This window comes from Mesorhizobium salmacidum (SeqCode), from assembly GCF_037179605.1.
Taxonomy (GTDB): Bacteria; Pseudomonadota; Alphaproteobacteria; order Rhizobiales; family Rhizobiaceae; genus Mesorhizobium; species Mesorhizobium salmacidum.
In genome coordinates, this window is record NZ_JAPYKS010000001.1 from 236,266 (window position 1) to 262,023 (window position 25,758).

General features: G+C 63.6%; 31 protein-coding genes. 15 read left to right on the forward strand and 16 right to left on the reverse strand.

Going from position 1 to position 25,758, the window contains the following annotated elements:
• Positions 1–531 precede the first annotated feature (531 nt).
• The 3 genes from msrB to O7A60_RS01145 all read right to left on the reverse strand — a co-directional run bounded on the left by msrB (position 532) and on the right by O7A60_RS01145 (position 2,561).
• Positions 532–1,035, reverse strand: coding sequence for a peptide-methionine (R)-S-oxide reductase MsrB (gene msrB / locus O7A60_RS01135; RefSeq protein ID WP_337104644.1), 504 nt, complete (start codon positions 1,033–1,035; stop codon positions 532–534).
• Positions 1,036–1,302: 267 nt separating this feature from the next.
• The gene (locus O7A60_RS01140; protein ID WP_337104879.1) at positions 1,303–2,025 is read right to left on the reverse strand and encodes an anti-sigma factor; all 723 of its coding nucleotides are present in this window, start codon (positions 2,023–2,025) and stop codon (positions 1,303–1,305) included.
• Positions 2,022–2,561 carry a sigma-70 family RNA polymerase sigma factor gene (locus O7A60_RS01145; RefSeq protein ID WP_337104645.1) on the reverse strand — a complete coding sequence of 180 codons (540 nt, stop codon included), beginning with the start codon at positions 2,559–2,561 and terminating at the stop codon, positions 2,022–2,024. Before O7A60_RS01145 ends, O7A60_RS01140 begins: the two co-directional genes overlap by 4 nt.
• Positions 2,562–2,744: 183 nt before the next feature.
• Between O7A60_RS01145 and O7A60_RS01150 the strand changes: the two genes are divergently transcribed.
• The 3 genes from O7A60_RS01150 to argB all read left to right on the forward strand — a co-directional run bounded on the left by O7A60_RS01150 (position 2,745) and on the right by argB (position 5,834).
• Positions 2,745–3,176: an SgcJ/EcaC family oxidoreductase gene (locus O7A60_RS01150; RefSeq protein ID WP_337104646.1), complete on the forward strand. Its 432-nt coding sequence runs from the start codon at positions 2,745–2,747 to the stop codon at positions 3,174–3,176.
• A gap of 106 nt (positions 3,177–3,282) precedes the next feature.
• Positions 3,283–4,779, forward strand: a complete 1,497-nt coding sequence (locus O7A60_RS01155) for an amidase (RefSeq protein WP_337104647.1) — start codon at positions 3,283–3,285, stop codon at positions 4,777–4,779.
• A gap of 161 nt (positions 4,780–4,940) precedes the next feature.
• The gene (argB, locus tag O7A60_RS01160; protein ID WP_027143840.1) at positions 4,941–5,834 is read left to right on the forward strand and encodes an acetylglutamate kinase; all 894 of its coding nucleotides are present in this window, start codon (positions 4,941–4,943) and stop codon (positions 5,832–5,834) included.
• Positions 5,835–5,861: 27 nt separating this feature from the next.
• Here the strand turns inward: argB and O7A60_RS01165 are convergent, their stop codons facing one another.
• The 3 genes from O7A60_RS01165 to O7A60_RS01175 all read right to left on the reverse strand — a co-directional run bounded on the left by O7A60_RS01165 (position 5,862) and on the right by O7A60_RS01175 (position 8,569).
• Positions 5,862–6,320 (reverse strand): RidA family protein, encoded by a 459-nt coding sequence (locus O7A60_RS01165; protein WP_337104648.1) that lies wholly within the window; start codon positions 6,318–6,320, stop codon positions 5,862–5,864.
• A gap of 109 nt (positions 6,321–6,429) precedes the next feature.
• The gene (gene bchE, locus O7A60_RS01170) at positions 6,430–7,983 is read right to left on the reverse strand and encodes a magnesium-protoporphyrin IX monomethyl ester anaerobic oxidative cyclase (protein WP_337104649.1); all 1,554 of its coding nucleotides are present in this window, start codon (positions 7,981–7,983) and stop codon (positions 6,430–6,432) included.
• Between the two features lie 109 nt (positions 7,984–8,092).
• On the reverse strand, positions 8,093–8,569 hold the full coding sequence (locus O7A60_RS01175) for an Lrp/AsnC family transcriptional regulator (RefSeq protein WP_027143838.1): 477 nt from the start codon (positions 8,567–8,569) through the stop codon (positions 8,093–8,095).
• A gap of 139 nt (positions 8,570–8,708) precedes the next feature.
• Between O7A60_RS01175 and phhA the strand changes: the two genes are divergently transcribed.
• A complete protein-coding gene (phhA, locus tag O7A60_RS01180; protein WP_337104650.1) occupies positions 8,709–9,545 on the forward strand; it encodes a phenylalanine 4-monooxygenase in 837 nt (278 codons plus the stop codon).
• A gap of 65 nt (positions 9,546–9,610) precedes the next feature.
• On the opposite strand, the gene O7A60_RS01185 is transcribed toward phhA, so the two are convergent.
• Positions 9,611–10,057, reverse strand: coding sequence for an Lrp/AsnC family transcriptional regulator (locus O7A60_RS01185; RefSeq protein WP_198028776.1), 447 nt, complete (start codon positions 10,055–10,057; stop codon positions 9,611–9,613).
• 430 nt (positions 10,058–10,487) lie between these two features.
• On the opposite strand from O7A60_RS01185, the gene O7A60_RS01190 reads away from it, so the two are divergent.
• From O7A60_RS01190 to O7A60_RS01200, 3 genes are all read left to right on the forward strand, one after another.
• Positions 10,488–11,252 carry a transporter substrate-binding domain-containing protein gene (locus O7A60_RS01190; protein WP_245262126.1) on the forward strand — a complete coding sequence of 255 codons (765 nt, stop codon included), beginning with the start codon at positions 10,488–10,490 and terminating at the stop codon, positions 11,250–11,252.
• Positions 11,253–11,325: 73 nt separating this feature from the next.
• Positions 11,326–12,630, forward strand: a complete 1,305-nt coding sequence (locus tag O7A60_RS01195; protein WP_337104880.1) for an NAD(P)/FAD-dependent oxidoreductase — start codon at positions 11,326–11,328, stop codon at positions 12,628–12,630.
• Positions 12,627–13,595 (forward strand): amino acid ABC transporter permease, encoded by a 969-nt coding sequence (locus O7A60_RS01200; protein ID WP_337104651.1) that lies wholly within the window; start codon positions 12,627–12,629, stop codon positions 13,593–13,595. Before O7A60_RS01195 ends, O7A60_RS01200 begins: the two co-directional genes overlap by 4 nt.
• Here O7A60_RS01200 and O7A60_RS01205 read toward each other — a convergent pair.
• A complete protein-coding gene (locus O7A60_RS01205; protein WP_337104652.1) occupies positions 13,592–14,104 on the reverse strand; it encodes a MarR family winged helix-turn-helix transcriptional regulator in 513 nt (170 codons plus the stop codon). The two genes, O7A60_RS01200 and O7A60_RS01205, sit on opposite strands and share 4 nt — an antisense overlap.
• A 94-nt stretch (positions 14,105–14,198) precedes the next feature.
• On the opposite strand from O7A60_RS01205, the gene O7A60_RS01210 reads away from it, so the two are divergent.
• Positions 14,199–14,369, forward strand: coding sequence for a hypothetical protein (locus tag O7A60_RS01210; protein WP_337104653.1), 171 nt, complete (start codon positions 14,199–14,201; stop codon positions 14,367–14,369).
• 217 nt (positions 14,370–14,586) lie between these two features.
• Here the strand turns inward: O7A60_RS01210 and O7A60_RS01215 are convergent, their stop codons facing one another.
• On the reverse strand, positions 14,587–15,348 hold the full coding sequence (locus tag O7A60_RS01215; protein ID WP_027143831.1) for a GGDEF domain-containing protein: 762 nt from the start codon (positions 15,346–15,348) through the stop codon (positions 14,587–14,589).
• 161 nt (positions 15,349–15,509) lie between these two features.
• Here O7A60_RS01215 and O7A60_RS01220 point away from each other — a divergent pair, with 161 nt between their 5' ends.
• Positions 15,510–16,214: a pyrimidine 5'-nucleotidase gene (locus O7A60_RS01220; protein ID WP_337104654.1), complete on the forward strand. Its 705-nt coding sequence runs from the start codon at positions 15,510–15,512 to the stop codon at positions 16,212–16,214.
• 95 nt (positions 16,215–16,309) lie between these two features.
• Here O7A60_RS01220 and O7A60_RS01225 read toward each other — a convergent pair whose 3' ends face one another.
• On the reverse strand, positions 16,310–17,155 hold the full coding sequence (locus O7A60_RS01225; protein WP_337104881.1) for an LOG family protein: 846 nt from the start codon (positions 17,153–17,155) through the stop codon (positions 16,310–16,312).
• A 142-nt stretch (positions 17,156–17,297) separates the two neighbouring features.
• Between O7A60_RS01225 and dapD the strand changes: the two genes are divergently transcribed.
• The 4 genes from dapD (at position 17,298) to O7A60_RS01245 (ending at position 19,825) form a co-directional block, all read left to right on the forward strand.
• On the forward strand, positions 17,298–18,152 hold the full coding sequence (gene dapD / locus O7A60_RS01230; RefSeq protein ID WP_140508383.1) for a 2,3,4,5-tetrahydropyridine-2,6-dicarboxylate N-succinyltransferase: 855 nt from the start codon (positions 17,298–17,300) through the stop codon (positions 18,150–18,152).
• A gap of 72 nt (positions 18,153–18,224) precedes the next feature.
• A complete protein-coding gene (locus tag O7A60_RS01235) occupies positions 18,225–18,587 on the forward strand; it encodes a DUF805 domain-containing protein (RefSeq protein WP_337104655.1) in 363 nt (120 codons plus the stop codon).
• Positions 18,580–18,963 carry a DUF805 domain-containing protein gene (locus tag O7A60_RS01240; RefSeq protein WP_337104656.1) on the forward strand — a complete coding sequence of 128 codons (384 nt, stop codon included), beginning with the start codon at positions 18,580–18,582 and terminating at the stop codon, positions 18,961–18,963. Before O7A60_RS01235 ends, O7A60_RS01240 begins: the two co-directional genes overlap by 8 nt.
• 85 nt (positions 18,964–19,048) lie before the next feature.
• A complete protein-coding gene (locus O7A60_RS01245) occupies positions 19,049–19,825 on the forward strand; it encodes a hypothetical protein (protein WP_337104657.1) in 777 nt (258 codons plus the stop codon).
• Here the strand turns inward: O7A60_RS01245 and O7A60_RS01250 are convergent.
• Positions 19,725–20,762 carry a 2-dehydropantoate 2-reductase gene (locus tag O7A60_RS01250; protein WP_337104658.1) on the reverse strand — a complete coding sequence of 346 codons (1,038 nt, stop codon included), beginning with the start codon at positions 20,760–20,762 and terminating at the stop codon, positions 19,725–19,727. The two genes, O7A60_RS01245 and O7A60_RS01250, sit on opposite strands and share 101 nt — an antisense overlap.
• A 125-nt stretch (positions 20,763–20,887) precedes the next feature.
• Here O7A60_RS01250 and dapE point away from each other — a divergent pair, with 125 nt between their 5' ends.
• Both dapE and O7A60_RS01260 read left to right on the forward strand, forming a co-directional pair.
• Entirely contained in the window at positions 20,888–22,081 is a 1,194-nt protein-coding gene (dapE, locus tag O7A60_RS01255) for a succinyl-diaminopimelate desuccinylase (protein WP_337104659.1), read from the forward strand.
• 2 nt (positions 22,082–22,083) lie between these two features.
• Positions 22,084–22,716 (forward strand): transporter, encoded by a 633-nt coding sequence (locus tag O7A60_RS01260; protein WP_140715492.1) that lies wholly within the window; start codon positions 22,084–22,086, stop codon positions 22,714–22,716.
• Positions 22,717–22,748: 32 nt separating this feature from the next.
• On the opposite strand, the gene truA is transcribed toward O7A60_RS01260, so the two are convergent.
• The 5 genes from truA to O7A60_RS01285 are packed head-to-tail and all read right to left on the reverse strand — an operon-like array spanning position 22,749 to position 25,729.
• On the reverse strand, positions 22,749–23,498 hold the full coding sequence (gene truA, locus O7A60_RS01265; RefSeq protein ID WP_337104660.1) for a tRNA pseudouridine(38-40) synthase TruA: 750 nt from the start codon (positions 23,496–23,498) through the stop codon (positions 22,749–22,751).
• Between the two features lie 23 nt (positions 23,499–23,521).
• The gene (locus O7A60_RS01270) at positions 23,522–24,028 is read right to left on the reverse strand and encodes a GNAT family N-acetyltransferase (protein ID WP_337104661.1); all 507 of its coding nucleotides are present in this window, start codon (positions 24,026–24,028) and stop codon (positions 23,522–23,524) included.
• Entirely contained in the window at positions 24,025–24,978 is a 954-nt protein-coding gene (gene fmt / locus O7A60_RS01275; protein WP_337104662.1) for a methionyl-tRNA formyltransferase, read from the reverse strand. The genes O7A60_RS01270 and fmt overlap by 4 nt, the downstream gene beginning before the upstream one ends.
• 41 nt (positions 24,979–25,019) lie before the next feature.
• Positions 25,020–25,445 carry a type II toxin-antitoxin system VapC family toxin gene (locus tag O7A60_RS01280; RefSeq protein ID WP_337104664.1) on the reverse strand — a complete coding sequence of 142 codons (426 nt, stop codon included), beginning with the start codon at positions 25,443–25,445 and terminating at the stop codon, positions 25,020–25,022.
• Positions 25,442–25,729 (reverse strand): plasmid stabilization protein, encoded by a 288-nt coding sequence (locus O7A60_RS01285; RefSeq protein WP_337104665.1) that lies wholly within the window; start codon positions 25,727–25,729, stop codon positions 25,442–25,444. Before O7A60_RS01285 ends, O7A60_RS01280 begins: the two co-directional genes overlap by 4 nt.
• Positions 25,730–25,758 lie beyond the last annotated feature (29 nt).

Below are 25,758 nucleotides of genomic sequence, written 5' to 3' on the forward strand. Positions count from 1 at the left end.
AGCAAGGAACCGTGGCAGCGGTTTTCGGGAAGCTCCTCCAGTCCACGCCCGAAAACTCCGAACCACGCAAAAAACTCCGGGCCGCAAAGCCCGGAGTTTTTTATATCCGCTTGGTCCTGGCGTAATTCCAAGACAAACTGGATATTCAGCAGCTGGCCGTTAAGCTCGAATTGAGTGAAAGCCGGATGCAGCCAGCACGAATGATTAAAACATCTGCGGATATCTTATTTTAATGGAGACTTGGGTTCTTGGCATTTTGCTGGTGGCGTGCGTGATCGGCTGTCCATTGTGGGTTCGTGCTTGTTTGGCGAACTTGCGCGGATGGTTTGCAGCCGGTGTTGTCAGCCAACGCACCGGCAACATTTCCCGAGAGACCCAGCCTGTCCGGTTCCACTGCATCCTTGCCATGATGGTGCTAGGCGCGGTTTTACCAATTGTCGTAACGATCACTCTGGCCTTTCAACTTATCTCGAGCATCTAGGCCAGCAATAGGGCAGCTCTGCGTTTCCCTGAAACGTAGAACCCATCTTGTCAGGCGGTGGCGGGCTTGAAGGTCAGCGCCACCCCGTTGATGCAGTGGCGCAGGCCGGTCGGCGCCGGACCGTCGTCGAAGACATGGCCGAGATGGCCGCCGCAGCGGCGGCAATGCACTTCGGTGCGGGTCATGCCCAGCGACCGGTCCTCGGTCTTGCCGATGCCATTGGCGATCTCCTGCCAGAAGCTCGGCCAGCCAGTGCCGGAATCGAATTTCGTCTCAGAGGGATAGACCGGCAGGTCGCAGCCGGCGCAGACGAAGATGCCCTTGCGGTGTTCGTTGAGCAGCGGGCTGGTGCCTGGATACTCCGTGCCTTCCTTGCGCAGCACGTCGAAGGCGGCCGGCGACAGGATGGCTTTCCACTCGTCGTCGGTCTTGGTGACCTCGAATTTTTCGGCGGCTTGCGCGGCCTGCGGGCTGCCCATGCGCAGCATCGTTGCCGCGGCCCCGACGACGCCGATAGCGGCGGCACCGCTCAAAAGAAAGTCGCGACGGTTCATGACCAGTTCCTCCTGTCGTCTGTTTTGCCAAACTATGCCGCCGCCCGAAAGTCAAAAGCCGGTGACGGTTGCCCCTGAAACGAGACTCCGCGCCGTACACGGTTGACCGTCGGCGGCGCGGAGCACGCGTGTCGACTGCGGATCACGGGAGCGAGACGACGCGATCGACGGAGGGCTCTTGCCTGCTGTTTCGTCCGCGGCAAGCTCCTTGTTACATTTTCGGCTCCATCACGTTTTCGGGAGCAGAACCCTGTCCGAACGGGTCGATCAGATGCCCTTCAAGTCGCCCGCGGCGACGACGGGCCCGGTCGGCTGGCCGGTCGGCGAGCCTCCGGCAGGCTCGAGACTGACGGCCAGCACGGCGCCCCGCGCGAGTTTCTGCTGCACCGCCGGCGCAACGGGCACATGCGCGGTCTGGCCGGCCGGGATGACGCCCATCGAGACCGGAGCATTCTTGCCCTCGATCATCCACAGTTCGAAGTCCTTGCCGGCGGCGCGTTCGCCAGAGACGAGAGAGAGACCGACATCGTGGCGGGCAGCGTCGTAGACGGCCAGATATTTGACGTCGCTGCCGTCGGCCGCGAGCGAGGCGACAAGGCGCGTCTGCGGCTGCGAGGCCGGTGGGTTGAGATAGGGGACGGCGATGTAGAGCACCAGCGCAGCGACAGCGGCCGCCGCAAGGCCGCGCCAGAAGGCGAGGCTGGACCACAGGCCGGCGGGTACTTGAGGTGACGTAGCCGATGTCGACGAAAAAAGCCGGCGATCGATCGCCGGCTTCACCGAACCCGGCGGCTCGATTTCCGGATAGGCTGCGGCCAGCGACGACAGGCGAACTTCCCAATCGTCGACGAGCCGCGCGAAATCGGCTTCGGAACCGATGCGCTTGGATGCTATCTGCCGCTCTTCCGCCGACAGAACGCCAAGAACGTATTCGGCGGCGAACAGGTCGTCGCCCCCACGTTCCGGTCCGTTGTCCTCTGCCAGCGTCATCTTTCCAGACATTCCCTGAGTTTCATCAGGCTGCGGCGCAGCCAGGTACGCATCGTATTCAACGGCACGCCATGGCGTGCCGCCAGTTCGGCATAGCTTTCGCCCTTGAGGTAAGCACCGCGGACGGCCGCCGCCCGGTCCGTTTCCAATTCATCGAGACAGTGGTGGATGCGTCCGAATTCATCGCCCGCCACCGCCATCGCTTCAGGTCCCGGCGCCGGATCGGCCACCTCGAGCGCGGCATCCATATCGACGGCAGGCTTGCGCCGCGCCCTGATGCGATCGATCGCATGATTGCGCGCGATTGCCACCAGCCAGGAGATCGGGCTCAGATCGGAGACAGCAAAACGGTCCGCCTTCGTCCAAATCTTGACGAAGACTTCCTGCAGCGCTTCTTCCGCATCTTCCCGGTCGTTCAATACACGAAGGCAAACGCCGAAAAGTTTCGCACTGGTCTGCCGGTAGAGCAGGTCGAATGCGGCCCGATCCTTCATCGAAGTCCGGACGATCAGCTTGGTGATGTCCTGCGGCGTCATGCGCGCCAAGTTAGGCAAATGCGTTGTGTTTGCAACGCCCGAAATATTCCATGCACCTAAAGTTCGGGCTTCCGCACCATGCCTCGAGTCAGTGTCCCAGTTTGAAATTCAAAAGGCGGCGATCGCATTTGAGGCGATGACCCCGACATGCTACGCTTTGGCGGAAAGCAACGGAGATTTGTCATGGGATTGGTGGTCGCCAAACCTGAGGATGCCGCCACTGCCTTTGCCGATGCTTGGAACAGACATGATATGGACGACTTCGCAGCGTTGTTCACCGACGACGCAAATTTCGTCAACGTCGTGGGCATGTGGTGGAAGAACCGCACCGAGATCGAACAGGCGCACCGCGCAACTCATGAAGCCATGTTTCGTGACAGCCGATTGGAGGGTGTTGTCTCGTCGGTTGTTGAATTATCCTCGGGCCTTGCATCAGTGCACTATACATGGATCCTGACCGGCGCATCCACTCCGGACGGCTCATCCGCCGGAACACGAGAAGGCATTCTGCTTCTGGTTGTGAAGGAAGAACAGGTGGGCTGGCGGATAAAGGTTGCCCAAAACACCGACATCGTTCCGGGGGCGATTGCTCCCCCTCCCAACGCTGGAAGATAGCCGACTTACAAAAAGTCGCCGCTCAAATTCCAAACTGAGACACTATCGGCCTGGATTGCCAAGGGAATCGCCGCTGGCTAGCTTGGCGGAGGTGGGGGGAGCGCGCATGTCGGTCGAACGGATCCTGTGGGAAGAAGACGCAACCGGTCTTGCCGGTCTGGTGCGCAAGGGTGAACTGTCGGCGATCGACTTGACCGAGGCGGCGATCGCCCGTGCCGAGGCCACCCGCCCCGAAATCAATGCAACGGCAGAGCCGCTCTATGAGTCCGCACGGACCCGCGCGAAGAGCATCGACCGTTCCTTGCCGCTGGCCGGCGTGCCCTTTGCCATCAAGGATCTCGGCATCGCCATCAAAGGGGTGCCGTCGCATGGCGGCAGCCGCATTCCGGCCTGGGTGCCCGATTTCAACTCGGTGATGACCGAGCGCTATCTCGCGGCCGGGCTGATCCCGATCGTCACCTCGACGTCGCCCGAGCACGGGCTGCGGCTGATGACCGAATCCAAAGCCTTCGGCATCACCCGCAATCCCTGGAATACCGGCCACACCACCGGCGGCTCGTCGGGCGGTTCGGCAGCGCTGGTCGCCGCCGGCGTCGTGCCGGTGGCGCACGCCTCGGATGGCGGCGGCTCGATCCGCGTGCCGTCGGCCTGCAGCGGGCTCGTCGGCCTCAAGACCTCGCGCGGCCGCGTCCCGCTGTCGCCGCTGGTGAGCGAAAGCTGGTACGGCATGGTCGTCGATCACGCCGTCACCCGCTCGGTGCGCGACTGCGCGCTGCTGCTCGACCTCACCCATGGTCCAGACACGCTGGCGCCTTATGCCGCGCTGCCGCCAAAGGGCACATTCGCCGCTGCCGCCGCGCGCGATCCCGGCAAGCTCAGGCTGGCGGTGTACCGCAAGTCGCCGCTTGGCCTGCCGATTTCGGCCGAGACGCTCAAGGCGCTCGACATTGCCGTGGCGCTCGCCCGCGAAGGCGGCCATTCGGTCGAGGATATCGAACTCCCTTTCATCGGCCGTGATTTCTTCGCCGACTTCTGCACGACTGTCGCCTCCGCCGTCGCCGGCTCGCTGCGGGCCGAAGCGCTGCGCGTCGGCCGTTCCGTGACGGGCGACATCGAGCGCGCCACGCGGGTGCTCGGCCGGTTGGGCGAAATGGTCTCGGCCGGCGAGACCTATGCCGGCCTGCAGCGGCTGCACGCCGCCTCGCGGCAACTGATCGAGGAGACCGCGCGCTATGATGCGGTGCTGATGCCTGTCATCGCCCACCCGCCGCTCGCCTGCGGTGCCATGGATCCCAAAAACGCCGATGAACTGATCGAAAACCTGCTCGACAAGCTTCACCTCACCTCCTTGCTCAAGATCAAACCACTGTTCGGCCAGCTGATGGACAATAGCCTTTGGTTCACGCATTGGCCCGCGATCCACAATGTCAGCGGCCAGCCGTCGATCGCGCTCCCCGTCCATGTCACGGATGCCGGCCTGCCGCTCGGCATCCAGGCCGCCGGCCGTCCGGGCGACGAGGAAACGCTTTTGTCGCTCGCCGCGCAGATGGAGAAAATCTCGGGCTGGCTGACGCGGCGGGCGCCGCTGATGGTGCCGTCATAATGACGACATCGTGAACCGCTCGAATATGACAGCAATGCCATTTGCGGCTCGCGTCAATTGCCGCTAAGACGCCGCCGTCTCCACCTGATGCATGTCGCCGAAAGTGCCCAGCGGTTTGGGACAACGGCATGCATAGAACCAGAAGCCAGGGAACCACGCCGATGACGGACGTCGCCGCCACCGCCGAAATGCAGGCCGCCCTCTTGTCGCGCGCGCTGCCCTACATGCAGCGCTATGAGCACAAGACGGTCGTGGTGAAATATGGCGGCCATGCCATGGGCGATCTCGAACTGGGCAAGGCTTTCGCCCGCGACATCGCGCTGTTGAAGCAGTCCGGCGTCAACCCGATCGTCGTCCATGGCGGCGGCCCGCAGATCGGCGCCATGCTGGCCAAGATGGGGATCGAATCCAAATTCGAGGGCGGCCTGCGCGTCACCGACCAGAAGACGGTCGAGATCGTCGAGATGGTGCTGGCCGGGTCAATCAACAAGGAGATCGTCGCGCTGATCAATGCCGAGGGCGAATGGGCGATCGGCCTGTGCGGCAAGGACGGCAACATGGTGTTCGCCGAAAAGGCGCGCAAGACCATGATCGACCCCGATTCCAACATCGAGCGTGTGCTCGATCTCGGCTTCGTCGGCGAACCGGTCGAGGTCGACCGCACGCTACTCGACCTTCTGGCACGCTCCGAAATGATCCCGGTGCTGGCGCCGGTGGCGCCCGGCCGCGACGGTCACACCTACAACATCAACGCCGACACTTTCGCCGGCGCCATTGCCGGTGCCTGCAAGGCCTCGCGCCTCCTGTTCCTCACCGACGTGCCGGGCGTGCTCGACAAGGACAAGAAGCTGATCGACGAGCTGACGGTCGCCGAGGCCAGGGCGCTGATCAAGGACGGCACGGTCTCGGGCGGCATGATCCCAAAGGTCGAGACCTGCATCGAGGCCATTGAGCGCGGCGTCGAAGGCGTCGTCATCCTCAACGGCAAGACGCCGCATTCGGTGCTGCTCGAACTTTTCACCGAACACGGCGCCGGCACACTGATCGTGCCCTGATATTTTGCCCTTCGGCGCCTGGCGTCCTCAGTCCGGCAGAGCGGCGACGGCCACGATCTCGATGACGAGATCGGGATGCGCAAGTGCTGCAACCCCGATCACTTCCGATGGCGGCGGATTGTTGTAGCTGCAGTGCTTCGGGTAGTGCTCGGCGAAGAATTCGTCCATGACGTCCAGCCGGAAGTTGGGCGAGCTCAGCGCGCCGCCGTCTGGAAACGGCCCTTTGACGTACTGTGTGATCTTGAGGAGATATTCGAGCGAACTGCCGAGTTCTTCCAGGTCCGATTTGATGTTCGTCAGAATGGAGCGCCATTGCGTCGCCGCGTCGCCAACGGCGCCACCCTTGCCGCTCGACGGATCATAGTTCTCGGCCGTGCCCGTATTGCCGGCAAGGAAGACATATCCCTTGGCGCCGGTCACGACGGTGCCTTTGCCCCAAGGCATAAGCCGGCCGCCCTTCATCTTCTTATGCGTGACAAGGTCCATCGCTTCCTCCTGCCAGTCACCATCGTCCGATCGCGAGGAATTAGAGCGTGCACCGCTGGCGGCCAGGGCGGGACGGGTCGGGCCCGCGGCGGCAGGACGCGAAAGCGCGTTACTCGAGCGCCGCATGCAGCACAACGGCAGGCACCGTTGCAGGTCTCTTCGCCGGACGCTGGAAGATCATCGATTCCTCCTCGGCGTCCTGCGGCGCGCCCCAGAATTCGGCGAGCGTCGGGCCGCCTTTCACCCGGCGGTCTGTCACCAGAAAACCCCAGACTTCGCGGAACCAGACGCGGCGGCCCATGTTTGTGTACCAGCGCATCGAATGCCGCTGCTCGGGGTCGGGATGGAACAGGATGCGCGCCAGCGCCTTCGGCCGCGACTGCACCGCCAGTTCGATCAGCTTGACCGAAAAGAACAGCATCCACGGCTTGAGCCGGCTCATGTGCAGCACCTGGTGCTTGTAGTCCCACAGGCGGGCGTCCCTTTGGATGACCCTGCGGTCGCGAGCGATGCGGAAGAACGGCGTCCACCGATGCGGCGTCACGTAGAGCGCCTGGATCTGGTCCGGGTCATAAGCGATGAGTTGGCGAAAGCCGCGCCAGAGATCGCGAAACCCTTCATCCTCGAAGCCGGCCACCCAGGTCGCCATCGACAGGATGCCGTGCCTTCGCAGCAGCCGTATCGCCTCGCGGTCGGACGAGGTGCTGCCGCCCTTGCGGATCAATTGCAAGGTCTGCTCGTCGGTGTTCTCCATGCCGAGCAACCAGCGGATGACGCCGGCCTTGCGGTAAAGGTGCAGCATGTCGGCGTCGCGCACGATGTCGTCGGCGCGAGTCGAACCGACGATCAGCACCGGCACGTCCTCGGCGATCATCGCCTCCAGGAAAGCGCGCCAGGCCTTCTTCGAGACGGTCGGGTTCTCGTCGGCGAGGTTGATCAGCTCGACGCCGTGCTGGCGGTGCAGCCAGGCGATCTCCTTGGCGAACTTGACGGGGTCGCGATGCCGCCAGCGGGTCCAGAAACCGCGCTGGCCGCAATAGTTGCACAGATGCGGGCAGCCGCGCGAGAACTGCATGACCACGGCGCGCTTGCCGCCCCAGTAACTGTACCTGCGGTGGTCGATCAGTTCCCAACCGACGCGGTAGGCGTCGAGGTCGGCGATGGTCATCGCCGCTTGCGTGGCGATGGGACGATTGAGATCGTCGCGATAGGCGATGCCGGCAACGCTTGCCGGCGGTTGGCGCATTTCAACCGCCTCGACCAGCGCCACCACGGTCGCCTCGCCCTCGCCGCGCACGATGAAGTCGAAAACGGCGGTTTCGGCAAGGATGTCGCGCCAGTGATAGGTCGGGAACACGCCGCCGTAGAGGATGATCGTCGCCGGCTCGCGCGCCTTGATCATCCCGGCGATCAACAAGGCGGTCGGGTGCGCCGAGGTCGATCCGGAATGGCCGATCAGGACGAAGTCGGGGCAGTCCTTCAGGGCTTCCGCGACGACCGAGGCGAGCGGCATCGGCCCGAACTCGGCATCGACGAGCCGCACCTCGTGGCCGGCGTCGATCAGCGGGCCGCCGATCGCCAGAAGACCAAGCGGCGGCAAATGATCGTCGGGCACGCGGCTGCCGATGGCTGTGTGCGGCGGATTGATCAGGACGATGTTCATGGCGGACCTCCAGGGAGTTGGTCCGCGCATGCTGGCCGGCGATAGCGCCGCCCGATGGGCCCGTTTCAGCAGTTTGCTTGCAGCTTTTCCGCAAAAACGAGGAATAGCATCAGCGCCTGAGATGCGCGAGCGGCACGTGGCCGGGTCCCTTGATGTTCTGCAGCACCAGTTGCGTGTGGACGTCGCGCACGCCGTCGAGCCGCATCAGCCGGTGCATGACGAAGGCGTTGAGCTCGTCGACCGACGGCACCATGACATGCAGCAGGAAATCGTGGTCGCCGGTCATCGTCCAGCACGACGACACCTCGTCCATGCGCTGCACCGCGGCGATGAAGCTTTCGGGCGAGCCGTCGCTATGGCTGACGAGGCGCACCTGGATGAACACCTCGACCATCAGGCCGACCGCGCGGCGGCTGATCATTGCGGCAAATCCCTTGATGATGCCGGCTTCCTGCAACGCTTCGAAGCGCCGCGCGCAGGGCGTCGTGGAGAGGCCGATCTCCTGCGCCAGCTCGGAGACGGGCTTGCGCCCGTCGCGTTGCAGGACATCGAGCATCCTGATTTCGAAATCGTCGAATTGAGGCATTTTTACTCCTCTCATGCGGATTATGAGTGAATGTTATCCCGAATGTGGCAAGCGGTCCATCATCAAAACCGATTTGCCTCGGCAGATCCGGTTACGCTCCGCTTACGTTAGCCATTGATGATTTGCGAGGAGAAAAACCATGACGACGATGAGCGTTGCCGAATATGCCCGCGACTGCGCGGCGCAGGGGTTGCGTGGTGACTACTCGGTATGCCGCGCCGATTTTACCGTGGCGCAGGGTTATGACTATTCGGCCGAGGAGCAGGCGGTGTGGCGCACGCTGTGCGACCGCCAGACCAAATTGACGCGCAAGCTCGCCCACCACTCCTACCTCGATGGCGTCGAGAAGCTCGGCCTTCTCGATCGCATCCCCGATTTCGAGGACGTCAGCGCCAAGCTGCGCAAGCTGACCGGCTGGGAAATCGTCGCCGTGCCCGGCCTCATTCCGGCCGCCCCCTTCTTCGATCACCTCGCCAACCGCCGCTTCCCGGTCACCAACTGGCTGCGCACCAGGCAGGAACTCGATTACATCGTCGAGCCGGACATGTTCCATGACTTCTTCGGCCATGTGCCGGTGCTGTCGCAGCCGGTGTTCGCCGACTTCATTCAGATGTATGGCAAGAAGGCCGGCGACATCATCGCGCTCGGCGGCGACGAGATGATCACCCGGCTCTACTGGTACACGGCCGAATACGGCCTGATGCAGGAGGCCGGCCAGCCGCTGAAGGCGTTTGGCGCCGGGCTGATGTCGTCGTTCACCGAGTTGCAGTTCGCGGTCGAGAGCACGGAGGCCCACCATGTGCCGTTCGACCTGGAGACGGTGATGCGCACCGGCTACGAGATCGACAAGTTCCAGCGCGCCTATTTCGTGCTGCCGTCCTTCGACGCCTTGCGCGATGCCTTCCAGACCGCGGATTTCGAGGCGATCGTCGCGCGCCGCAAGAGCCAGCCGGCGCTCGACCCGGCGACGGTCTAGTCCGACTGCATGGCGGCCCCGGCTGGCGGAGCGTTCTCCACCGCCGCCGGACATCCCGCCACCTCCTACAATGCGTAGATGGTCCGGTTGAACTTCGTCTCCATCACCACATGGGAAGCGGTTTTGATGACGCCGCCGATTTCATTCAGCGCATTCACCTCCCGGTTCAGCTTCTCGAGCGTCTCGGCGGCAAGGTGGATGATCAGGTCCCATTCGCCGGTTATGGCGTAGACCGCCTGGATCGAAGGCATCGCCTTGATCTTTCTGGAGACGTCCGGATAGCTCTTGTTGTTCAGGGCGGCGAGCGTGAAACAGTGGACGGCGTTCTGGGCCGCCGCCTTGGTCAGCCGCACGGTATAGCCTTCGATGATGCCGCCGGCCTCCAGCTTCTGGATCCGCTCCTGCAACGCTGTCCGCGATACGCCGAGCTGACGTGCCAGTGACGCGACCGGCTCACGCGCATTCTTCTGCATCAGCGCGAGCAGCTGACGATCCTTCTCGGTCAATTCCACAAACAAATCCTCTCGCTCGATCCGCGTTGCAACCATCACACCCGCCGCGCGATCCTATCGGCTGAACAGCCCCCGCGACAATCCGGAAGACGGGCCGGCGTGGACGGAACAAAGCGAACATATCCGGCACTTTGCCGTCTCAAGGCACGCAATGACTGCGCGATCGCCATTATCCCGCATTTCGCCGGGTAGAACCCTTCCTTTTGCGACCTGACTGTCTGGGGTCACAAACGCCGGTCCATCAGGGGAACCAGCTTCGGCTGTGGTGGGCACAAACCGAAACCGGTCCGCGTTGAAGCTGTGGCTGAAAGCGCTGAGATCCGACGTCAAGCATCCTATCAGTTTCAAACACAAGGGAGGGATAACTTTGAAAAAGCTACTCGATTTGGCCGTTCTTGCCGCAGCGACATTCGCGATCACAACGGCTGCCATGGCGGGGGAAACCCTGGACCGCGTCACGTCGAAAAAGGCGATGGTCATCGCCACCAACGCGGCCTGGCCACCACAGAGCTTTCTCAACGACAGCAACGAACTCGCCGGATTCGACATCGATGTCTCGCGCGAGATCGGCAAGCGGCTTGGCGTCGAGGTCTCGTTCGAAACGCCCGATTGGGCGACGCTGACCGGCGGGCGCTGGCAGGGACGCTACGACCTCGGCGTCGGATCGGTCACGCCGACGAAAGCCCGTTCCAAGGTGATCGACTTTGTCGGCATCTATTATTACAGCCCCTATGTCTACGTCCTGCACAAGGACAGCGGCGCGAAATCGGTCGCCGATCTCAACGGCAAGATCATCGGCGTCGAGACGGCTACCACGTCGGAGGATTTCATCCGCCGCAAGCTCGAAATCGACGCACCAGGCCTGGCTCCCATCGAATACAAGCTCGAGCCGGGCGAGATCCGCACCTATGCGGATTCCATGCTTCCCTTCGATGACCTGCGGCTTGGCGACGGCGTGCGCCTGAACGCCGTGATCGCCCCGGAGCAGACGGCGCAGAATGCCATCAAGAACGGCTATCCCGTGAAGATCCTGGAAGGCGAGTACGCTTTCCGCGAGCCGCTCGTCGTCATCGCCGAGAAGAAGGATCCCGAGTGGACCGCAAAGGTCGCGGGCATCATCACCGGGATGAAAACGGACGGCACGCTCGCCGCGCTGACCACGAAGTGGTACGGCAAGGACTACAGCGCCAAGTAAAGTCATTCCCGCCGGCTGTCCCTCGGCAGCCGGCGGGAACACCAAACGCATGCCCCTCACCGCAAAGTCATCGATGGCCTATCCGGACACCTACTACGCCCGCACTCTGACCGACCGGAAGACGAGGCCTCCGCTGCAAGGCGAGGCGCAATGTGACGTGGCCGTCGTCGGCGCCGGACTGGCCGGGCTGACGACAGCGCTGCAGCTGGCGCGCGCCGGACTGCACGTCGCCGTGCTGGAAGCCCAGGTCGTCGGTTTCGGCGCTTCGGGCCGCAATGGCGGTTTCGTCACGCCCGGCTTTGCCACCGGCGGCGACAATATCGCCGCACGGGTCGGCGGGGAGGCGGCGCGCGACCTGCATCGGCTGTCGATCGAAGGCGTGGAATTCGTGCGCGACACCATCGAGACGCTCGGAATATCGGCCGCCCTGCCGCGTGCCGGCCTGCTCAGCGTCTTGCGCTACGACGACGGCGATGCGCTGAAGGCCTATGCCGACCAGATGGCCCGCGACCATGGCTATGAACTTCAGTATCTCGATAGAGAAGACATCCGTGCGGTGCTGAAGTCCGTCCGTTACCACCAGGGCCTGCGCGACCCGAACGCCTTTCACATTCATCCGCTGAACTATCTGCGTTGCCTGGCTGACGAGATCGAGCGCCTGGGTGGCAAAATCCATGAAAGCTCGGAGGTCGTAGAATGCGATCTCTCGGGGTCGCAAAAGATGCTTCGCACCAGACAGGGCACGCTTCGGGCACCCCAGATCGTGCTCGCGACCGGCGGCTATACCGGCCCGGTGTTCGGCCAGCTCTACCGCGCCTTTCTGCCCATCGCGACCTATGTGATGGTTTCCGAGGCGGCTCCCCGCCTCATAGCGCAAGCCGTGGCCACGACAGATGCCGTCGGCGACAACAGGCGGGCCGGCGACTATTATCGCCTGGTCGAGGGTGGCAATCGCCTTTTGTGGGGCGGGCGCATCACGACGCGCGCCGCTTCCGCCGACGCGCTGGCGCACGAGTTGCGCCGCGAGATGGTCGGCACCTACCCGCAGCTTGCCGGCCTCAGGACCGAGCTGGCCTGGTCCGGGCTGATGTCCTACGCCCGGCATCTGATGCCCCAGATCGGAGAGCTGCGATCAGGCGTCTGGTACTGCACCGCTTTCGGTGGCCATGGCCTCAACACCACGGCGATTGCCGGAAAGATTGTCGCGGAGGGCATTCTGGGCGCTTCGGACCGGTACCGGCAGTTCGCGCCGTTCGGGCTGAGCTGGGCCGGCGGCAACGCCGGCCTGGCCGCCGCGCAGCTCACCTACTGGAAACTGCAGGCGCAGGACTGGTGGCGGGAACGCCGCGCCACCGCCAAGGACAAGGTGACGGCATGATCGGCAGGCTGATGCTCTCCTATCCAGGGCTCGTTCGCCACGCCGCGGCGGCGCTTTTTCCGGCGCTGCTCGCCGCGGCCCTCTACGCCATGGGTATCAAGTCGAGCTGGATCGGCTCGTTGATGCCGCTTGCATCCGACTGGTTGCATGCCAACCCAGCCCTGTCGCGCGCCCTCTCGGCCGTGTTGATCGCGCTCCTGGTGCTGGTGAACTGCAAGCTGCTGCTGCTCCTGCCCCGACGCCAGCAGATCGCCGGCGTCTGGATCGAGCTGTTCGCGCTGCTGATGCTGTTCTTCTATTCCTTCGACCTCTCCTTTGCCTTCATCGCCAGGAAGGTCGGCTTCCTGATCACCCAGGGCGTTACCACGACGCTTTACATTTCGGCGATCTCGATCCTTATCGCGACCTTGATCGCGCTTGTCGGCGCCATCGCCAAACTGACCGGCAACGGCATCGTTTACGGACTGGCCACCTTCTACACGTCGCTGTTTCGCGGCCTGCCGTTGCTGATGCAGATCTACATCATCTATCTCGGCCTGCCGCAGGTCGGCTACGTGATCGGCGCGGTGCCGGCCGGCATCGTGGCGCTGTCGCTGTGTTATGGCGCCTACATGACCGAGATATTCCGCGCCGGCATCGAAAGCATTCCGCGCGGCCAAAGCGAAGGCGCAACGGCGCTCGGTCTGAGTCCCGGCCAGACCATGGCGCTGGTCATCCTGCCGCAGGCCATGCGCGTCATCATTCCGCCCACCGGCAACCAGTTCATCGCCATGCTGAAGGATTCCTCGCTGGTATCGGTCGTCGGCGTCTGGGAGATCATGTATCTCGCCCGCACGATGGGTCAGACGGAGTTCCGCCACATCGAGATGCTGATCACCGCCTCCATGATCTACTGGATCCTGTCGATCGCGCTGGAATTCGGCCAGGCCTATCTCGAACGGCGCTTCGGCCGATCGGAACGCTAGGCGATTGACGATTCAAATCGGCGCGCTTGTGGCGCCTCGGTCTTCAACCTCTCGAGCTGGTCGCGTTGCAGGTCGAGCGCGGCGGTGATGAAGCGCCGAATGGTGGCAAGCTCGGCGTCGCTGAACGTGGCAATGACCTTCTCGCCTTCCCGCGCGATGGCGCCGTAATATCGCGCCGACAGCTCCCGTGTTGCCTCCGTTGCCTCGATGACCACCTTGCGCCTGTCCTCGAGGTTGCGCTTGCGCGTCAACAGGCCGCGCGCCTCCAGCCGATCGATCAGCGCCGTCACCGCGGCCGGCGTCAGCCCGGTCGCGGCCGCGATCGCACCGGCCGATTGCGGGCCGCCATGGAGCAAACCAATGCAATGGCGCTCAGCCATGTTGAGGCCGAGTCTCGCCCCCACCGCCTCGTCATAGGCCTGCGTCGCGTCCTGCCACTGCATGATGGCAAGTCCGATCGCGGCGACTAGTTCGGTGCGATCTTCGCTTGACGAATTTATTTCGATCATCTAACTATCAATCTGTCTAACATTTAGACCATTATAGCAATATGCGGCCGCGGCTTGCGATAGGCAAGGGTCGGCCGCCAACGAGGAGTGGAAAATGAGCCCGATCCAACAGCATACGCCTCTCTCGGCTGAGGAAGAGTTCAAATACGCCAAGCTGGCGATGGAGTGGTATGGCTGGGGCTCGCCCATCGGCGTCGGCATCCTGCTGGTGTCGCTGGCCGCCGCCGCTGTGCTGGTGCGCATCGCCATCTACGGCCTGCAATGATGGCCGCCGCCACCGAGGCATTGCCTGTCACCATCATTGGCCGGCGTCGCCGGTCAGACTCTTGCGCCATGCTTCGTCGGCAAACAGTTGGCGTCTACCTGATCGAGGCAAGATCGCGCGACGCCCGAGCAAAGGTTCGTTCCTCACCCTGGCGCCCACCATTGAGGTTGCTGGCCGCCTGCCTCGTTGCGACGGCCGGCAGTCATTCGTGATCAACTCACGCGGCGGCCGAGATATCCGTGCCCAGGATCGTCAGGTTGCGGCCCGCATGCTTGGCCTGGTAGAGACGCCGGTCCGCGGCGCGCATCAGCTCCGATACGTTGACATCCTCGCCGCAAACGGTGCCGCCTATGCTGACCGTCAACGGGATGGTCCGTTCATCGACAGGCCGGAAGCGGATCAGCTCGACCTCGCGGCGGATCCGTTCGGCAACGCGCTTGGCCTCCTCTTCCGTGGCTCCGGTCAGAAACGCGCCGAACTCCTCGCCGCCGATGCGGCCGAGCACGTCGCCGCCGCGCACGCCGCGCTCGATGGCGCTGGCGATCAACAGCAGCGCGTCGTCGCCCGTCAGGTGGCCGAAATTGTCATTGATCGTCTTGAAATGATCGGCGTCGATGATCAGCAGCGCGCCGCGGTCGGACTTGCGCCGGGAGCCGTCCAGCGCGGCAAAGAAGCTCTCCCGGTTGAGCATGCCGGTCATGTCGTCGCGGCTCGCCTTTTCCGCCAGGCGGCGGTGCGCGGCGGCGAGCTGGGCATGGGCACGGGCAAGTTCGCGATGGGCGTTCTTCAGCCTGTCGCTCTGCCAGAACGTGCCGGCGCATGCCGTCCAGGCAAGGACCAGCGGACAGAGCGTCGATGTCAGCCAGATCGTGCGGGTGACCGGAAACCCCATGGCTGGCACGATGATCAACGTCAGCAGGAGAGAGGCCGCGACGGAGGCGAAGGCGATGGCGGCGGCTTTGAGAATAATGCTGTTCATCGCAGGCTCCCCACAGGACTGTCTCTGTGCCAGCAAGCCCTGAAGGCTATCTTTCCGGGATGCATAAAATTTGAATCGTGAAGCTATTTCTGCAACTTCAACGCGCAGAAGTTGTGGATAAAGTCCCTTTCAGAATCCCTGTTTCATGCCATAAGGAGCGCATGACCACGCTTCCCGACCCCGCCCGCTTCGCCCATGTCACCGACTGGGTATTCGACCTCGACAACACGCTCTATCCGCACCACTCGAATCTGTTCTCGCAGATCGACGTCAAGATGACCGCCTATGTCGGGGAACTGCTGGCGCTGCCGCGCGAGGAGGCGCGCAAGCTGCAAAAGGAGCTGTATCGCGAATACGGCACGACGCTGAACGGGCTGATGACGCGCCACGGCATCGATCCCGACGACTTCCTCGAGAAGGTCCATGACATCGATTATTCGTGGCTGGTGCCCGATCCCGTTCTCGGCACCGCCATCCGCCAGCTTCCCGGCCGCAAGTTCATCTTCACCAATGGCGACCGCAGACACGCCGAGCGCACCGCGCGCCAGCTCGGCATCCTCGAGCATTTCGATGACATCTTCGATATCGTCGCCGCCGGCCTCAACCCCAAGCCGGCGCGCCAGACCTACGAGAAGTTCGCAGAACTGCACGCCGTCACCGGCCACAATGCGGTAATGTTCGAGGATCTCGCCCGCAACCTTTCCGTGCCGAAGTCGCTGGGCATGACCACGGTTCTCGTGGTGCCGCGCAATTTCGAGCCGACCTTCTCGGAAATCTGGGAACGCGACCCGGCCAACGAGGATGACGTCGATTTCGTCACCGACGATCTCGCCACGTTCCTCACGACCATAGTCGTGAGGAATTGAGGAATTGGTCGGGACGCAAGACCATGCCCCTCATTTCTTCAATTCTTCATTTCCCCAGTTCCTCTTCATTTCCCATTTCCCAGTTCCCTCAATTTCTATTCCCCTAGCTTGTAGAAGCGGCCGATGATGCTCCAGGCTTCGTCGGCTGTGTCGACGAAATCGATGATGTCCTGATCGCCCGGGCTGATGGTGCCTTGCTCGGCGAGGAAGTCGAGGTCGATCGCCCGCTTCCAGAAGGACTTGCCGAACAGGATCACCGGCACGCGCTCCATGCGCCCGGTCTGGATCAGCGTCAGCGTCTCGAAGAACTCGTCCATCGTGCCGAAGCCGCCGGGAAATACCGCCACGGCCTTGGCGCGCATGACGAAGTGCATCTTGCGGATGGCAAAATAGTGGAAGTTGAAGCAGAGCTCCGGCGTAACATAGGGGTTCGGTGCCTGCTCGTGCGGCAACACGATGTTGAGCCCGATCGACGGCGCGCCGACATCGGCGGCGCCGCGGTTTCCCGCCTCCATCACGCCAGGCCCGCCGCCGGTCACCACGACATATTCGCGATAATATGACGTGGCCGACTGCTGCGAGCAGAGGCGGGCGAATTTGCGCGCCTCTTCGTAATATTTGCTGTTTTCCTCGAGGTTCTTCTTCTGCGTCTCGTTCTTGGCGGCCCAGGCCTCGCCGCCCGGTTCGGGCAGGCGCGCGCCGCCGAACAGGATCACCGTCGAACGGATGCCGCGCTCGGCCAGGATCATTTCCGGCTTCAGCAGTTCCAGTTGCAGCCTGACCGCTCGCAATTCGCGCCGCGTCATGAAGTCGGGATCGTTCCAGGCCAGGCGGTAGGTTTCGGCCCGCGTCTGCGGCGTGTCCGGCACGCTTTTCGACCGCTCCAGATCCTCGTCCGAATGCGGCAGCGGCGTCCATCCCGCCTTTTCCATGGGAGTCATCGAATCCACCCGTCCATTCCTTTACTTGCGTCGTCCCGTGACGCAGCCGCGATTGACCCCCATTGAGCCTTAACATAGGGTCCGCGCGACTTTTAAACAGGTTAAGGCGCAGCCCTTAACAGCTTGGTAATGGAGCAAATTCATGTCGAAGCCCGATCTGGCGAGCCTCGAAAAGACCATCGACAGGGCCTTCGAGGAACGCGACGCCATTTCGACCGCGACCCGCGGCGAGGTGCGCGACGCCATCCAGTCGGCACTCGACCTGCTCGACCGCGGCACCGCCCGCGTCGCCGAGCGGCAGGCCGACGGCAAATGGCACGTCAACCAGTGGCTGAAGAAGGCCGTGCTGCTCTCCTTCCGGCTCAATCCGATGGAGATCATCAAGGGCGGCCCCGGCGAGGCCGTGTGGTGGGACAAAGTGGCGTCCAAGTTCGACGGCTGGAGCGCCGTCGATTTCGAGAAGGCGGGCTTCCGCGCCGTGCCGTCATCGATCGTGCGCCGTTCGGCCTATGTCGCGCCCGGCGCCGTCTTGATGCCGTCCTTCGTCAATGTCGGCGCCTATGTCGATAGCGGCACCATGGTCGATACCTGGGCTTCGGTCGGCTCCTGTGCCCAGATAGGCAAGAATGTCCACCTTTCGGGCGGCGTCGGCATCGGCGGCGTGCTGGAGCCGATGCAGGCCGGCCCCACCATCATCGAGGACAATTGCTTCATCGGCGCGCGTTCCGAAGTGGTCGAGGGCTGCATCGTGCGCGAAGGCTCGGTGCTCGGCATGGGTGTCTTCATCGGCCAATCGACCAAGATCGTCGACCGCGCCACCGGCGAGGTCTTCTACGGCGAGGTGCCGCCGAATTCCGTTGTCGTCGCCGGATCGATGCCGGGCAAGGCGTTTCCCAACAACGAACCGGGCCCAGGCCTCTATTGCGCCGTCATCGTCAAGCGGGTCGACGCCAGGACCCGGTCCAAGACCTCGATCAACGAGTTGCTGCGCGATTGATCTTTCAGCCGGGCAGGTGCACCTTCCGCCGGCGCGACGATCGGTCGCGCTGGTTCAACATGGAGGGGTGACATGGACTGGAAATATCTGCTCACAAGCTTTGACGGTCGCATCAACCGGGGCAAGTTCTGGGCTGGCATCGGCGTATTCATCGTTATCGGCGTTATTGCTTTCATTCTCGATGCGATCCCCGGCACGCGTTTCACCACGGCCAGCGGTGCCCAGATCGGCATCATCGGCATCCTCTTCGCGCTGGCATCGATCTATTTCGCGATTGCCCTCTATGCCAAACGCTGGCACGACCGCAACAAGTCGGGCTGGTGGACGCTGATCGGCTTCGTACCCGTCATCGGCGGCATCTGGCTGCTGGTCGAACTCGGCATCCTCGAAGGCACCAGGGGTGCCAATCAATATGGATCGGACCCGCTTGCCTGAAAGATCGGATCTCAACTGGCTTTTCTTCAAGACCTCGGGCCGCGTCAGCCGCGCGGCCTATTTTCTCGGCGGATTGCTCGTCGCCATCATCCAGGCGTTCCCGCTGTACCGCTTCACGCTGGTGCCGGAGGGCTCGGCCGAGAGCAACATGTGGTCGTTCATCTTCTTCATCGCCTTCATCGCCTCGCTGTGGTCGAACATCGCGCTGGCGGTGAAGCGGCTGCACGACCTCGACAAGCCGGGCATCGCCGCGCTGATCCTGTTCGTGCCGGTCGTCTCGATCGTCGCCTTCCTTTTGTTGTGCCTGTTTCCAGGGCAGCCTGGGCCCAACCGCTACGGCCGGCGCACCAACGAGCCGGCTGAATTAAAGAAATAGAGCATGATGTCGTCCGAAACCGCTTCACACTTTTCGGCATCACGCTCTAAGGGGGCCGATAAGGGGGCCGATCGGATATCTCGCCATGCGCTATCGCACGCTTGATCCGAAACTGATCATCGAAACCGCCGAGCGGCTTGAAGGCCGCGTGGCTGACCGTTTCCCGGACGCCGGGTTGCGCGGCGTCGCCGCCGAACTGGTGTCGTTGTCGCGCGATCTGGCCAAGGCCGCCAAGGCCCTGGAAGCGCCGATCTGGTGGCTGCGTGGCATCATTGTCGCAGCCGTGATCGGCGGTGGGCTGATCTTCGTCTTCGTCGGCACCATCCTGCCCCTCATTCACATCTCCCAGGCTGACGACGCGGTGCAGTCGGTGCAAGGCATCGAAGCCACGATCAACATGATCATCCTCGCCGTGCTCGGCTTCCTCGCCCTGACCCGCACCGAGGAGCGCATCAAGCGCAAGCGGGTGTTTCGCCAGTTGCACGGCCTGCGTTCGCTGATCCACGTCATCGACATGCATCAGCTCACCAAGGATCCGGCGGCGCTGTCGGCCAGTTTCAAACCGACCTCGCATTCGCCGGCCCGCATCACCAATGCCGCGGATCTCGCGCGCTATCTCGACTATTGCTCCGAAATGCTGTCCATCACCGGCAAGATCGCGGCGCTGTTCGCCCAGTCCGTCAATGACGCCGTCGTCATCGACGGCGTCAACGACGTCGAGAACCTGGCGTCCAACCTGTCGCGCAAAATCTGGCAGAAGATCACGTTGATCGACGGCCGGCCGGAGGCGCCACAACCTTCTCCGGCGCCAGGCCCGGCGAGCCGAGCCGCTCGGCTTCCGCCACGCGCACCAGGGCGCTGATCCGCTGGACCGTCGGCGCCGGCGTGCCGGCTTTTTCAGCGAGCAGCAAAACAGCACCCTGCAGGTCGCCGATCTCGGTCGGCCGGCCGCGCCGAAGATCGTCCCACATCGACGAGCGCGCCTCGGGGTCGATCGCCAGCATGCGCCGCGCCAGCAATTTGAACAGCCAGTCGGGCAGCCTGAGCACCTTCGGCAGCAGCGCCGGGCGCAGGCCGGCGATGCGCGCCGGCTCGACGCCGGAGGCCTTCATGGCCCGCAGCGCTTCGTCGATCTGGTCGGCGAGGATCAGCCGCCAGCGCCTGTCGGCGAGTTCGGTTGCCAGCGGAAGGCCTGACAGCGCCACCAGCGCATTGTTCAGGTTCATCAGAAGCTTGCCCCACAGCACGGCCTTCATGTCGCCATGCGCTTGGACCGCGAGACCTTCGACGTCGAGAAGGCCGGCAAGGCCGGCATCTTCGACCATCACCTTTCCGTCGCTGGCGCGGTGGACGCGCAGCGGCAGCTCTCCATCGGCTGATTGCACGACATTGAACGGCACCATGCCGGCCAGCACCGTTTGCCGGCCAAGCGCCGCGCGCAGCCTGTCGGCATTGTCGACGCCGTTCTGCAGGCTCACGACCACGGCATCCGGACGGGCATGGGCCTTGATGAGTGCTGCCATATCCTGCGTCGCGCCGCTCTTGACAGTGACCAGGATCACGTCGGCCTCCGGCAAGACGGCGGCAGGATCGGTGGTGACCGCAAGCGCTTCCGGCTTGATCAGGCGATCGCGGCCGTCGAGGTCGCCGACGCGCAATCCGCCCTGCCGCAGCGCTGCCTCGACGCGCTGTCTGGCGAGCAGGACAACCCGCCGCCCGGCGAGCGCCAGGCAGCCGCCGGCATAACAGCCAATGCTGCCGGCGCCGGCAATGACGATCCTCTTTTCGCTGTTTGCCATCTCTTACCCCGCGTCGGCCAGAACTATACGACACGAAAACCATAATGTCGGCGGTATCGTCGGCCATTGGCTTGGCCCTATGTCTGGCAGTGACAGGCCTTTCGCTTTCGACTATCGCTTTTGCCATGACGCTGCCGACTGACCCCGCCGCAAACCTCGTCTCTCTCATCCGCTGTGCCTCGGTGACGCCAGCCGAAGGCGGCGCCCTGAGCGCGCTGGAGGCTATGCTGAAACCGCTCGGCTTTCTGGTCGATCGGCCGGTGTTCTCCGAGGACGGCACGCCCGATATCGAGAACCTCTATGCACGGCGCTCCGGCAACGGCCCGCATCTGATGTTCGCGGGCCATACCGACGTCGTGCCCATCGGCGACGAAGCCGCCTGGACGCATCCGCCTTTCGCCGCCGAGATCGCCAATGGCGAGATGTATGGCCGCGGCGCCGTCGACATGAAGGGCGGCATTGCCTGTTTCATCGCCGCGGTGGCGCGCCATGTCGAGGCAAATGGCGGCCCGAAGGGCTCGGTGTCGCTGCTGATCACCGGCGACGAGGAAGGTCCGGCCATCAACGGCACGGTCAAGCTGCTCGAATGGGCCGCGTCCAAAGGCGAAAGGTGGGACGCTTCGATCGTTGGCGAGCCGACCAATCCGGACACGCTCGGCGACATGATCAAGATCGGCCGGCGCGGCTCGATGTCGGGCAGCATCACCGTCAATGGCCGCCAGGGCCATGCCGCCTACCCGCAGCTTGCCGACAATCCGGTGCGCGGCCTGATGAGCCTGGTGGACGCCTTGCTGCATCCCGTCTTCGACAAGGGAACCAAGGATTTCCAGCCGACCAACCTGGAGGTGACCTCCATCGATGTCGGCAACCCGGCCACCAACGTCATTCCCGCCAAGGCGACCGCCACCTTCAACATCCGCTTCAACGACAGCTGGACGGCCGAGACGGTCCAGGCGGAAATCCACAACCGCCTCGATCAGGCCGCGGGGCGCAAGAAATACCGGCCGGGCAAGAAGACGCCGGTCGACTATGACTTGGTCTGGCGCGACCGGCCGAGCCATGTCTTCCTGACCCGCGACGACAGGCTGGTCGAGACGCTGAGCGGCTCGGTCAAGGCGGTGGTCGGCAAAACGCCGGCGCTGTCCACCTCCGGCGGCACATCGGATGCGCGCTTCATCAAGGATTATTGCCCGGTGGTGGAATTCGGCCTGGTCGGCAAGACCATGCACATGGTCGACGAGCGCGTCGCCATCGCCGATCTGGAAACGCTGACGCGGATCTACCAGCGCTTCATCGACGACTGGTTCGGACAGGGCTGAGCATGCTTACCGCGGACGAAACCCAAGCTTCGCTGACCGGCGCCTGGCGGCTGATGCTCGGCAAGGTCGACGGATTGCGCCTGCTCGACCTGTCGGCCGACGGTTTCTGGAATTCGTTCTTCGCCATCATCGTCGCGGCACCGGCGCTGATCGTCGGCTGGGTCGGCATCGCCAACGAGATCAGCGATCCCGATGCCTTCGCCGGCCGCTTCAGCATGCTGGTGCGGCTGGCGACGGTCGATATCGGCTCCTGGGTGCTGCCGCTGGTCGCGCTCGCCTTGGTGGCGCCGCGCGCCGGCATCGGCGGGCGCTTCGTCCACTATGTCGTCGCCAGCAACTGGGCTTCGGCCATTACAGCCTGGCTGATGCTGCCATCGGCGCTGATCAGGCTTTTCCTGTCGTCGACAAGCCAGGTCGCGAGCTTGGTGTCGCTGCTGTTGTTTTCCCTGTCGATGGTGCTGACCTGGCGCATGACCACCGCCACGATCGGCAGGGGCGCGGCGGTCGGCACCGCCGTTTTCGTCGGCATGTTCATCGCTTCGCTGCTGGCGCTGTTCGGGCTGCAGATGCTGCTTGGGATCAGCGTACCGGACGATGTCGGGGCCCAGAGCCTTTCCGGGCTCTATCCCGGATAGAGCGAGGCTCTTATCCGGGATAGAACCGTGTTCTATCCGGGATAATCGACGCCTATCAGGAAAAGTCCATCGGGCGGCGCTACCTGACCGCAGGCGGCGCGGTCTCGCGCCTCGAGCGCGGTCTTGAGATCGCCTGATGTCCAGCTTCCGTCGCCGACCCGCTTGAGCGAGCCGACCATGGAGCGCACCTGGTTGTGCAGGAAGGACCGCGCCGAGGCTCTCACCTCGATCACGTCGCCCGTCCGGCTCACATCGAGCCGCTCCAACGTCCTGACCGGGCTGTTGGCCTGGCACTGGGTGGAGCGGAAGGTGGTGAAGTCGTGCCGGCCGAGCAGGAGCTTCGCCGCCTCATGCATGGCGGCGGCATCGAGCCGCTTCGGCACCCACCACACCTTACCCTTCTCCAGCGCCGAGGGCGCCCGCCGGTTGAGAATGCGGTAGAGATAGTGCCGGCCGATGGCCGAGAAACGGGCATCGAAATCGTCCGGGGCGATCGTGGCCTTCAGGATGACGATGCGCGCGCCGGCCACCTGCAGGTGTGCATTGATGGCATCGCGCACCTTGTCGTCGGGCCACGCCTTGGCAAGGTCGACATGCGCCACCTGCGCGGTCGCGTGCACGCCGGCATCGGTGCGGCCGGCGGCGCGCAGCCGGACCGCCTCGCCGCAGAATTTCTCGATCGCCTGTTCGATCGCCTGCTGCACCGAAGGCTGGTCGGCCTGGTGCTGCCAGCCGGCAAACAGGCTGCCGTCATATTCGATATCGAGGCGAAAACGCGGCATGCCGGTCGGTTATACGCCCTCGCCTAGGCGGCGAGAGCGGTAAAGGCGGAGGCGTAGACCAGTCTGCCGGCTTCGGGTGCGTCGCCCCAGGCCAGCGCCTGCAGCGCTTCGCCTTGGTATTCGCTTTCGAACTTTTCAGCCCGGGCATGGCTATAGCCGAAACGGCCGTAATAGGCCGGATCGCCCAGCACGACAGCCAGCGTCTCGCCGGCATCCCTGAGCCGGATATGGGCCTCGCGGATCAGCGCGCCGCCGATGCCGGAGCCGTGAAAAGACGGCTCCACCGCCAGCGGGGCAAGCGCCACGGCGGCAAAACTGTTGCCGCCGTTCTGCACGAACAGCCGCGAAAACAGGATGTGGCCAACGGCCTGGCCGTCCTCTTCCGCCACCAGTTCGACGACGGCGTCACCGCCGGTCACCAACGCGTCGACCAGTCCGGCCTCCGTCTGCTGGCCGAATGCGTGTTCTTCGACGAGGCGAATGGCCTCGCGGTCCCGCGGCGTCGCCGCGCGTATCGACATCATGCTCATGAGAATTTCAGTCCTTTTTCGATCTTGGCTCCGCGCAGGAACTCCGACGCGGCAGCGGGCCTTCCGCCCGCACGTTGAACTTCGACCACCCTGATCGCGCCTTTTCCGCAGGCGACCGTCAGCCGGTCATCGAGAATTCCTCCCGACTCGCCCAAATCTTCCGAAAGCGACAGGCCTTCGGATAGCGTCGAGCGAAGCAGTTTCAGCCGTTCGATGCGGCCGCCAATGTCAATCTCGGACCAGGCGCCAGGAAAGGGCGACAGGCCACGAATGTGGTTGTGGACCTCGGCCGCGGGCCGTGTCCACTCCACGCGCGTCTCGGATTTATCGATTTTCCTGGCGTAAGTCACCCCTTCGGCCGCTTGCGCGGTAAACGTCAGGATGTTCTGTTCCAGCCGTGCCAGCGCTTCCGCCATCAGGGCAGCGCCAACACTCATCAACCGATCATGCAGATCGCCGGCTGTCATATCGGGGTGGATGGCGCATTTTTCAACCAATCCCACCGGACCGGTGTCGAGGCCCTCCTCCATGCGCATCACCATCATGCCGGTCTCGGTGTCGCCGGCCATGATGGCGCGCTGGATGGGTGCCGCGCCGCGCCAGCGCGGCAAAAGCGAAGCGTGGCCGTTGACGCAGCCAAGCCGGGGTGCCTCCAGAACCGCCTTGGGCAGGAGCAAGCCATAGGCGACGACCACGGCGATATCGGCGCCAAGGGCGGCAAAAGCGGCCTGTTCGGCCTCGCCCTTCAACGATGTCGGCGTGCGTACCTCGATACCCAGCCGCTCGGCCTCGCGCTGCACGGGGGACGGCGTCAACTCCAGCCCGCGCCGGCCTGCGGCGCGCGGCGGCTGCGTATAAACAGCTGCTATCTCATGTCCGGCTTCAGCGATGGCACGCAGCGTCGGCACCGAAAACTCCGGCGTGCCCATGAAGATGACGCGAAGGGGCATTTTTCTTTTGCGGCCTTGTTCCTGCCTTGCCGTGACCCGGCTCAGGTACTCGTTTCAAACGGGTTTACGAGCTTAAGGTCAAGCCCGTCGAAGTCGCGAACATTGCGGGTTGCCAACGTGGCGTCATGCGCGAGACAGATCGCGGCGATCATGGCATCAGCAAGGCTGATTGGGCGCCCGAGCCGTTCCCGCGTCGCTCGGAGCTTGCCGGCAAGGCGAGGGATAGAACCAGCAAATTCCACGACGCGACCGGAGAACTGCTTCGAGATCAGGTGATCGAGAGCACGGACATGGCGATCGGAGCCGGTCTTGTTCAGAAATCGTTCGGCACCGAAGGATTGCTCCATGACGACAGGGCCGCACAGGTACAGGTCGAGCAACTCCTGTTTGCGAAACCATTCGACCAGGTTCGCATCGGGTGCCGTCCTGCTCGTTTCGGAAATGACGTTGGTGTCGAGGACGATCACTCGAAATCCTCGGACGGGCGCCCAAAGTCGCGTTTTCTATCCGCTTCGATCTTGTCCATGATCTCGGCGAATTCGTCGTCGATCGCATTCTCCGTCGCGAATGCGGAGCGTATATTGTCCCATGCCGACAGACCGGGCTCTGGCTTGGCCTCCTTTTCGGCGACCATGCCTTTGCGTAACAGATCGATTGCTTTTCCCGATAGGCTCTGGCCGCCGCTTCGTGCGGCCTGTTCGATTTCTCGTTTCAACGGCTCGGGGACGTCCCTGATCAGCATATCGCCCATGCAATTCTCCAATGTTGATATCAATGATA

Coding starts and splice junctions, on each gene's coding strand:
- msrB (WP_337104644.1), bottom strand. CDS start 1,035: ATGAACCGTCGCGACTTTCTTTTGAGCGGTGCCGCCGCTATCGGCGTC.
- O7A60_RS01140 (WP_337104879.1), bottom strand. CDS start 2,025: ATGACGCTGGCAGAGGACAACGGACCGGAACGTGGGGGCGACGACCTG.
- O7A60_RS01145 (WP_337104645.1), bottom strand. CDS start 2,561: ATGACGCCGCAGGACATCACCAAGCTGATCGTCCGGACTTCGATGAAG.
- O7A60_RS01150 (WP_337104646.1), top strand. CDS start 2,745: ATGGGATTGGTGGTCGCCAAACCTGAGGATGCCGCCACTGCCTTTGCC.
- O7A60_RS01155 (WP_337104647.1), top strand. CDS start 3,283: ATGTCGGTCGAACGGATCCTGTGGGAAGAAGACGCAACCGGTCTTGCC.
- argB (WP_027143840.1), top strand. CDS start 4,941: ATGACGGACGTCGCCGCCACCGCCGAAATGCAGGCCGCCCTCTTGTCG.
- O7A60_RS01165 (WP_337104648.1), bottom strand. CDS start 6,320: ATGGACCTTGTCACGCATAAGAAGATGAAGGGCGGCCGGCTTATGCCT.
- bchE (WP_337104649.1), bottom strand. CDS start 7,983: ATGAACATCGTCCTGATCAATCCGCCGCACACAGCCATCGGCAGCCGC.
- O7A60_RS01175 (WP_027143838.1), bottom strand. CDS start 8,569: ATGCCTCAATTCGACGATTTCGAAATCAGGATGCTCGATGTCCTGCAA.
- phhA (WP_337104650.1), top strand. CDS start 8,709: ATGACGACGATGAGCGTTGCCGAATATGCCCGCGACTGCGCGGCGCAG.
- O7A60_RS01190 (WP_245262126.1), top strand. CDS start 10,488: ATGGCGGGGGAAACCCTGGACCGCGTCACGTCGAAAAAGGCGATGGTC.
- O7A60_RS01195 (WP_337104880.1), top strand. CDS start 11,326: ATGGCCTATCCGGACACCTACTACGCCCGCACTCTGACCGACCGGAAG.
- O7A60_RS01200 (WP_337104651.1), top strand. CDS start 12,627: ATGATCGGCAGGCTGATGCTCTCCTATCCAGGGCTCGTTCGCCACGCC.
- O7A60_RS01205 (WP_337104652.1), bottom strand. CDS start 14,104: ATGATCGAAATAAATTCGTCAAGCGAAGATCGCACCGAACTAGTCGCC.
- O7A60_RS01210 (WP_337104653.1), top strand. CDS start 14,199: ATGAGCCCGATCCAACAGCATACGCCTCTCTCGGCTGAGGAAGAGTTC.
- O7A60_RS01215 (WP_027143831.1), bottom strand. CDS start 15,348: ATGAACAGCATTATTCTCAAAGCCGCCGCCATCGCCTTCGCCTCCGTC.
- O7A60_RS01220 (WP_337104654.1), top strand. CDS start 15,510: ATGACCACGCTTCCCGACCCCGCCCGCTTCGCCCATGTCACCGACTGG.
- O7A60_RS01225 (WP_337104881.1), bottom strand. CDS start 17,155: ATGACTCCCATGGAAAAGGCGGGATGGACGCCGCTGCCGCATTCGGAC.
- dapD (WP_140508383.1), top strand. CDS start 17,298: ATGTCGAAGCCCGATCTGGCGAGCCTCGAAAAGACCATCGACAGGGCC.
- O7A60_RS01235 (WP_337104655.1), top strand. CDS start 18,225: ATGGACTGGAAATATCTGCTCACAAGCTTTGACGGTCGCATCAACCGG.
- O7A60_RS01245 (WP_337104657.1), top strand. CDS start 19,049: ATGCGCTATCGCACGCTTGATCCGAAACTGATCATCGAAACCGCCGAG.
- O7A60_RS01250 (WP_337104658.1), bottom strand. CDS start 20,762: ATGGCAAACAGCGAAAAGAGGATCGTCATTGCCGGCGCCGGCAGCATT.
- dapE (WP_337104659.1), top strand. CDS start 20,888: ATGACGCTGCCGACTGACCCCGCCGCAAACCTCGTCTCTCTCATCCGC.
- O7A60_RS01260 (WP_140715492.1), top strand. CDS start 22,084: ATGCTTACCGCGGACGAAACCCAAGCTTCGCTGACCGGCGCCTGGCGG.
- truA (WP_337104660.1), bottom strand. CDS start 23,498: ATGCCGCGTTTTCGCCTCGATATCGAATATGACGGCAGCCTGTTTGCC.
- O7A60_RS01270 (WP_337104661.1), bottom strand. CDS start 24,028: ATGAGCATGATGTCGATACGCGCGGCGACGCCGCGGGACCGCGAGGCC.
- fmt (WP_337104662.1), bottom strand. CDS start 24,978: ATGCCCCTTCGCGTCATCTTCATGGGCACGCCGGAGTTTTCGGTGCCG.
- O7A60_RS01285 (WP_337104665.1), bottom strand. CDS start 25,729: ATGGGCGATATGCTGATCAGGGACGTCCCCGAGCCGTTGAAACGAGAA.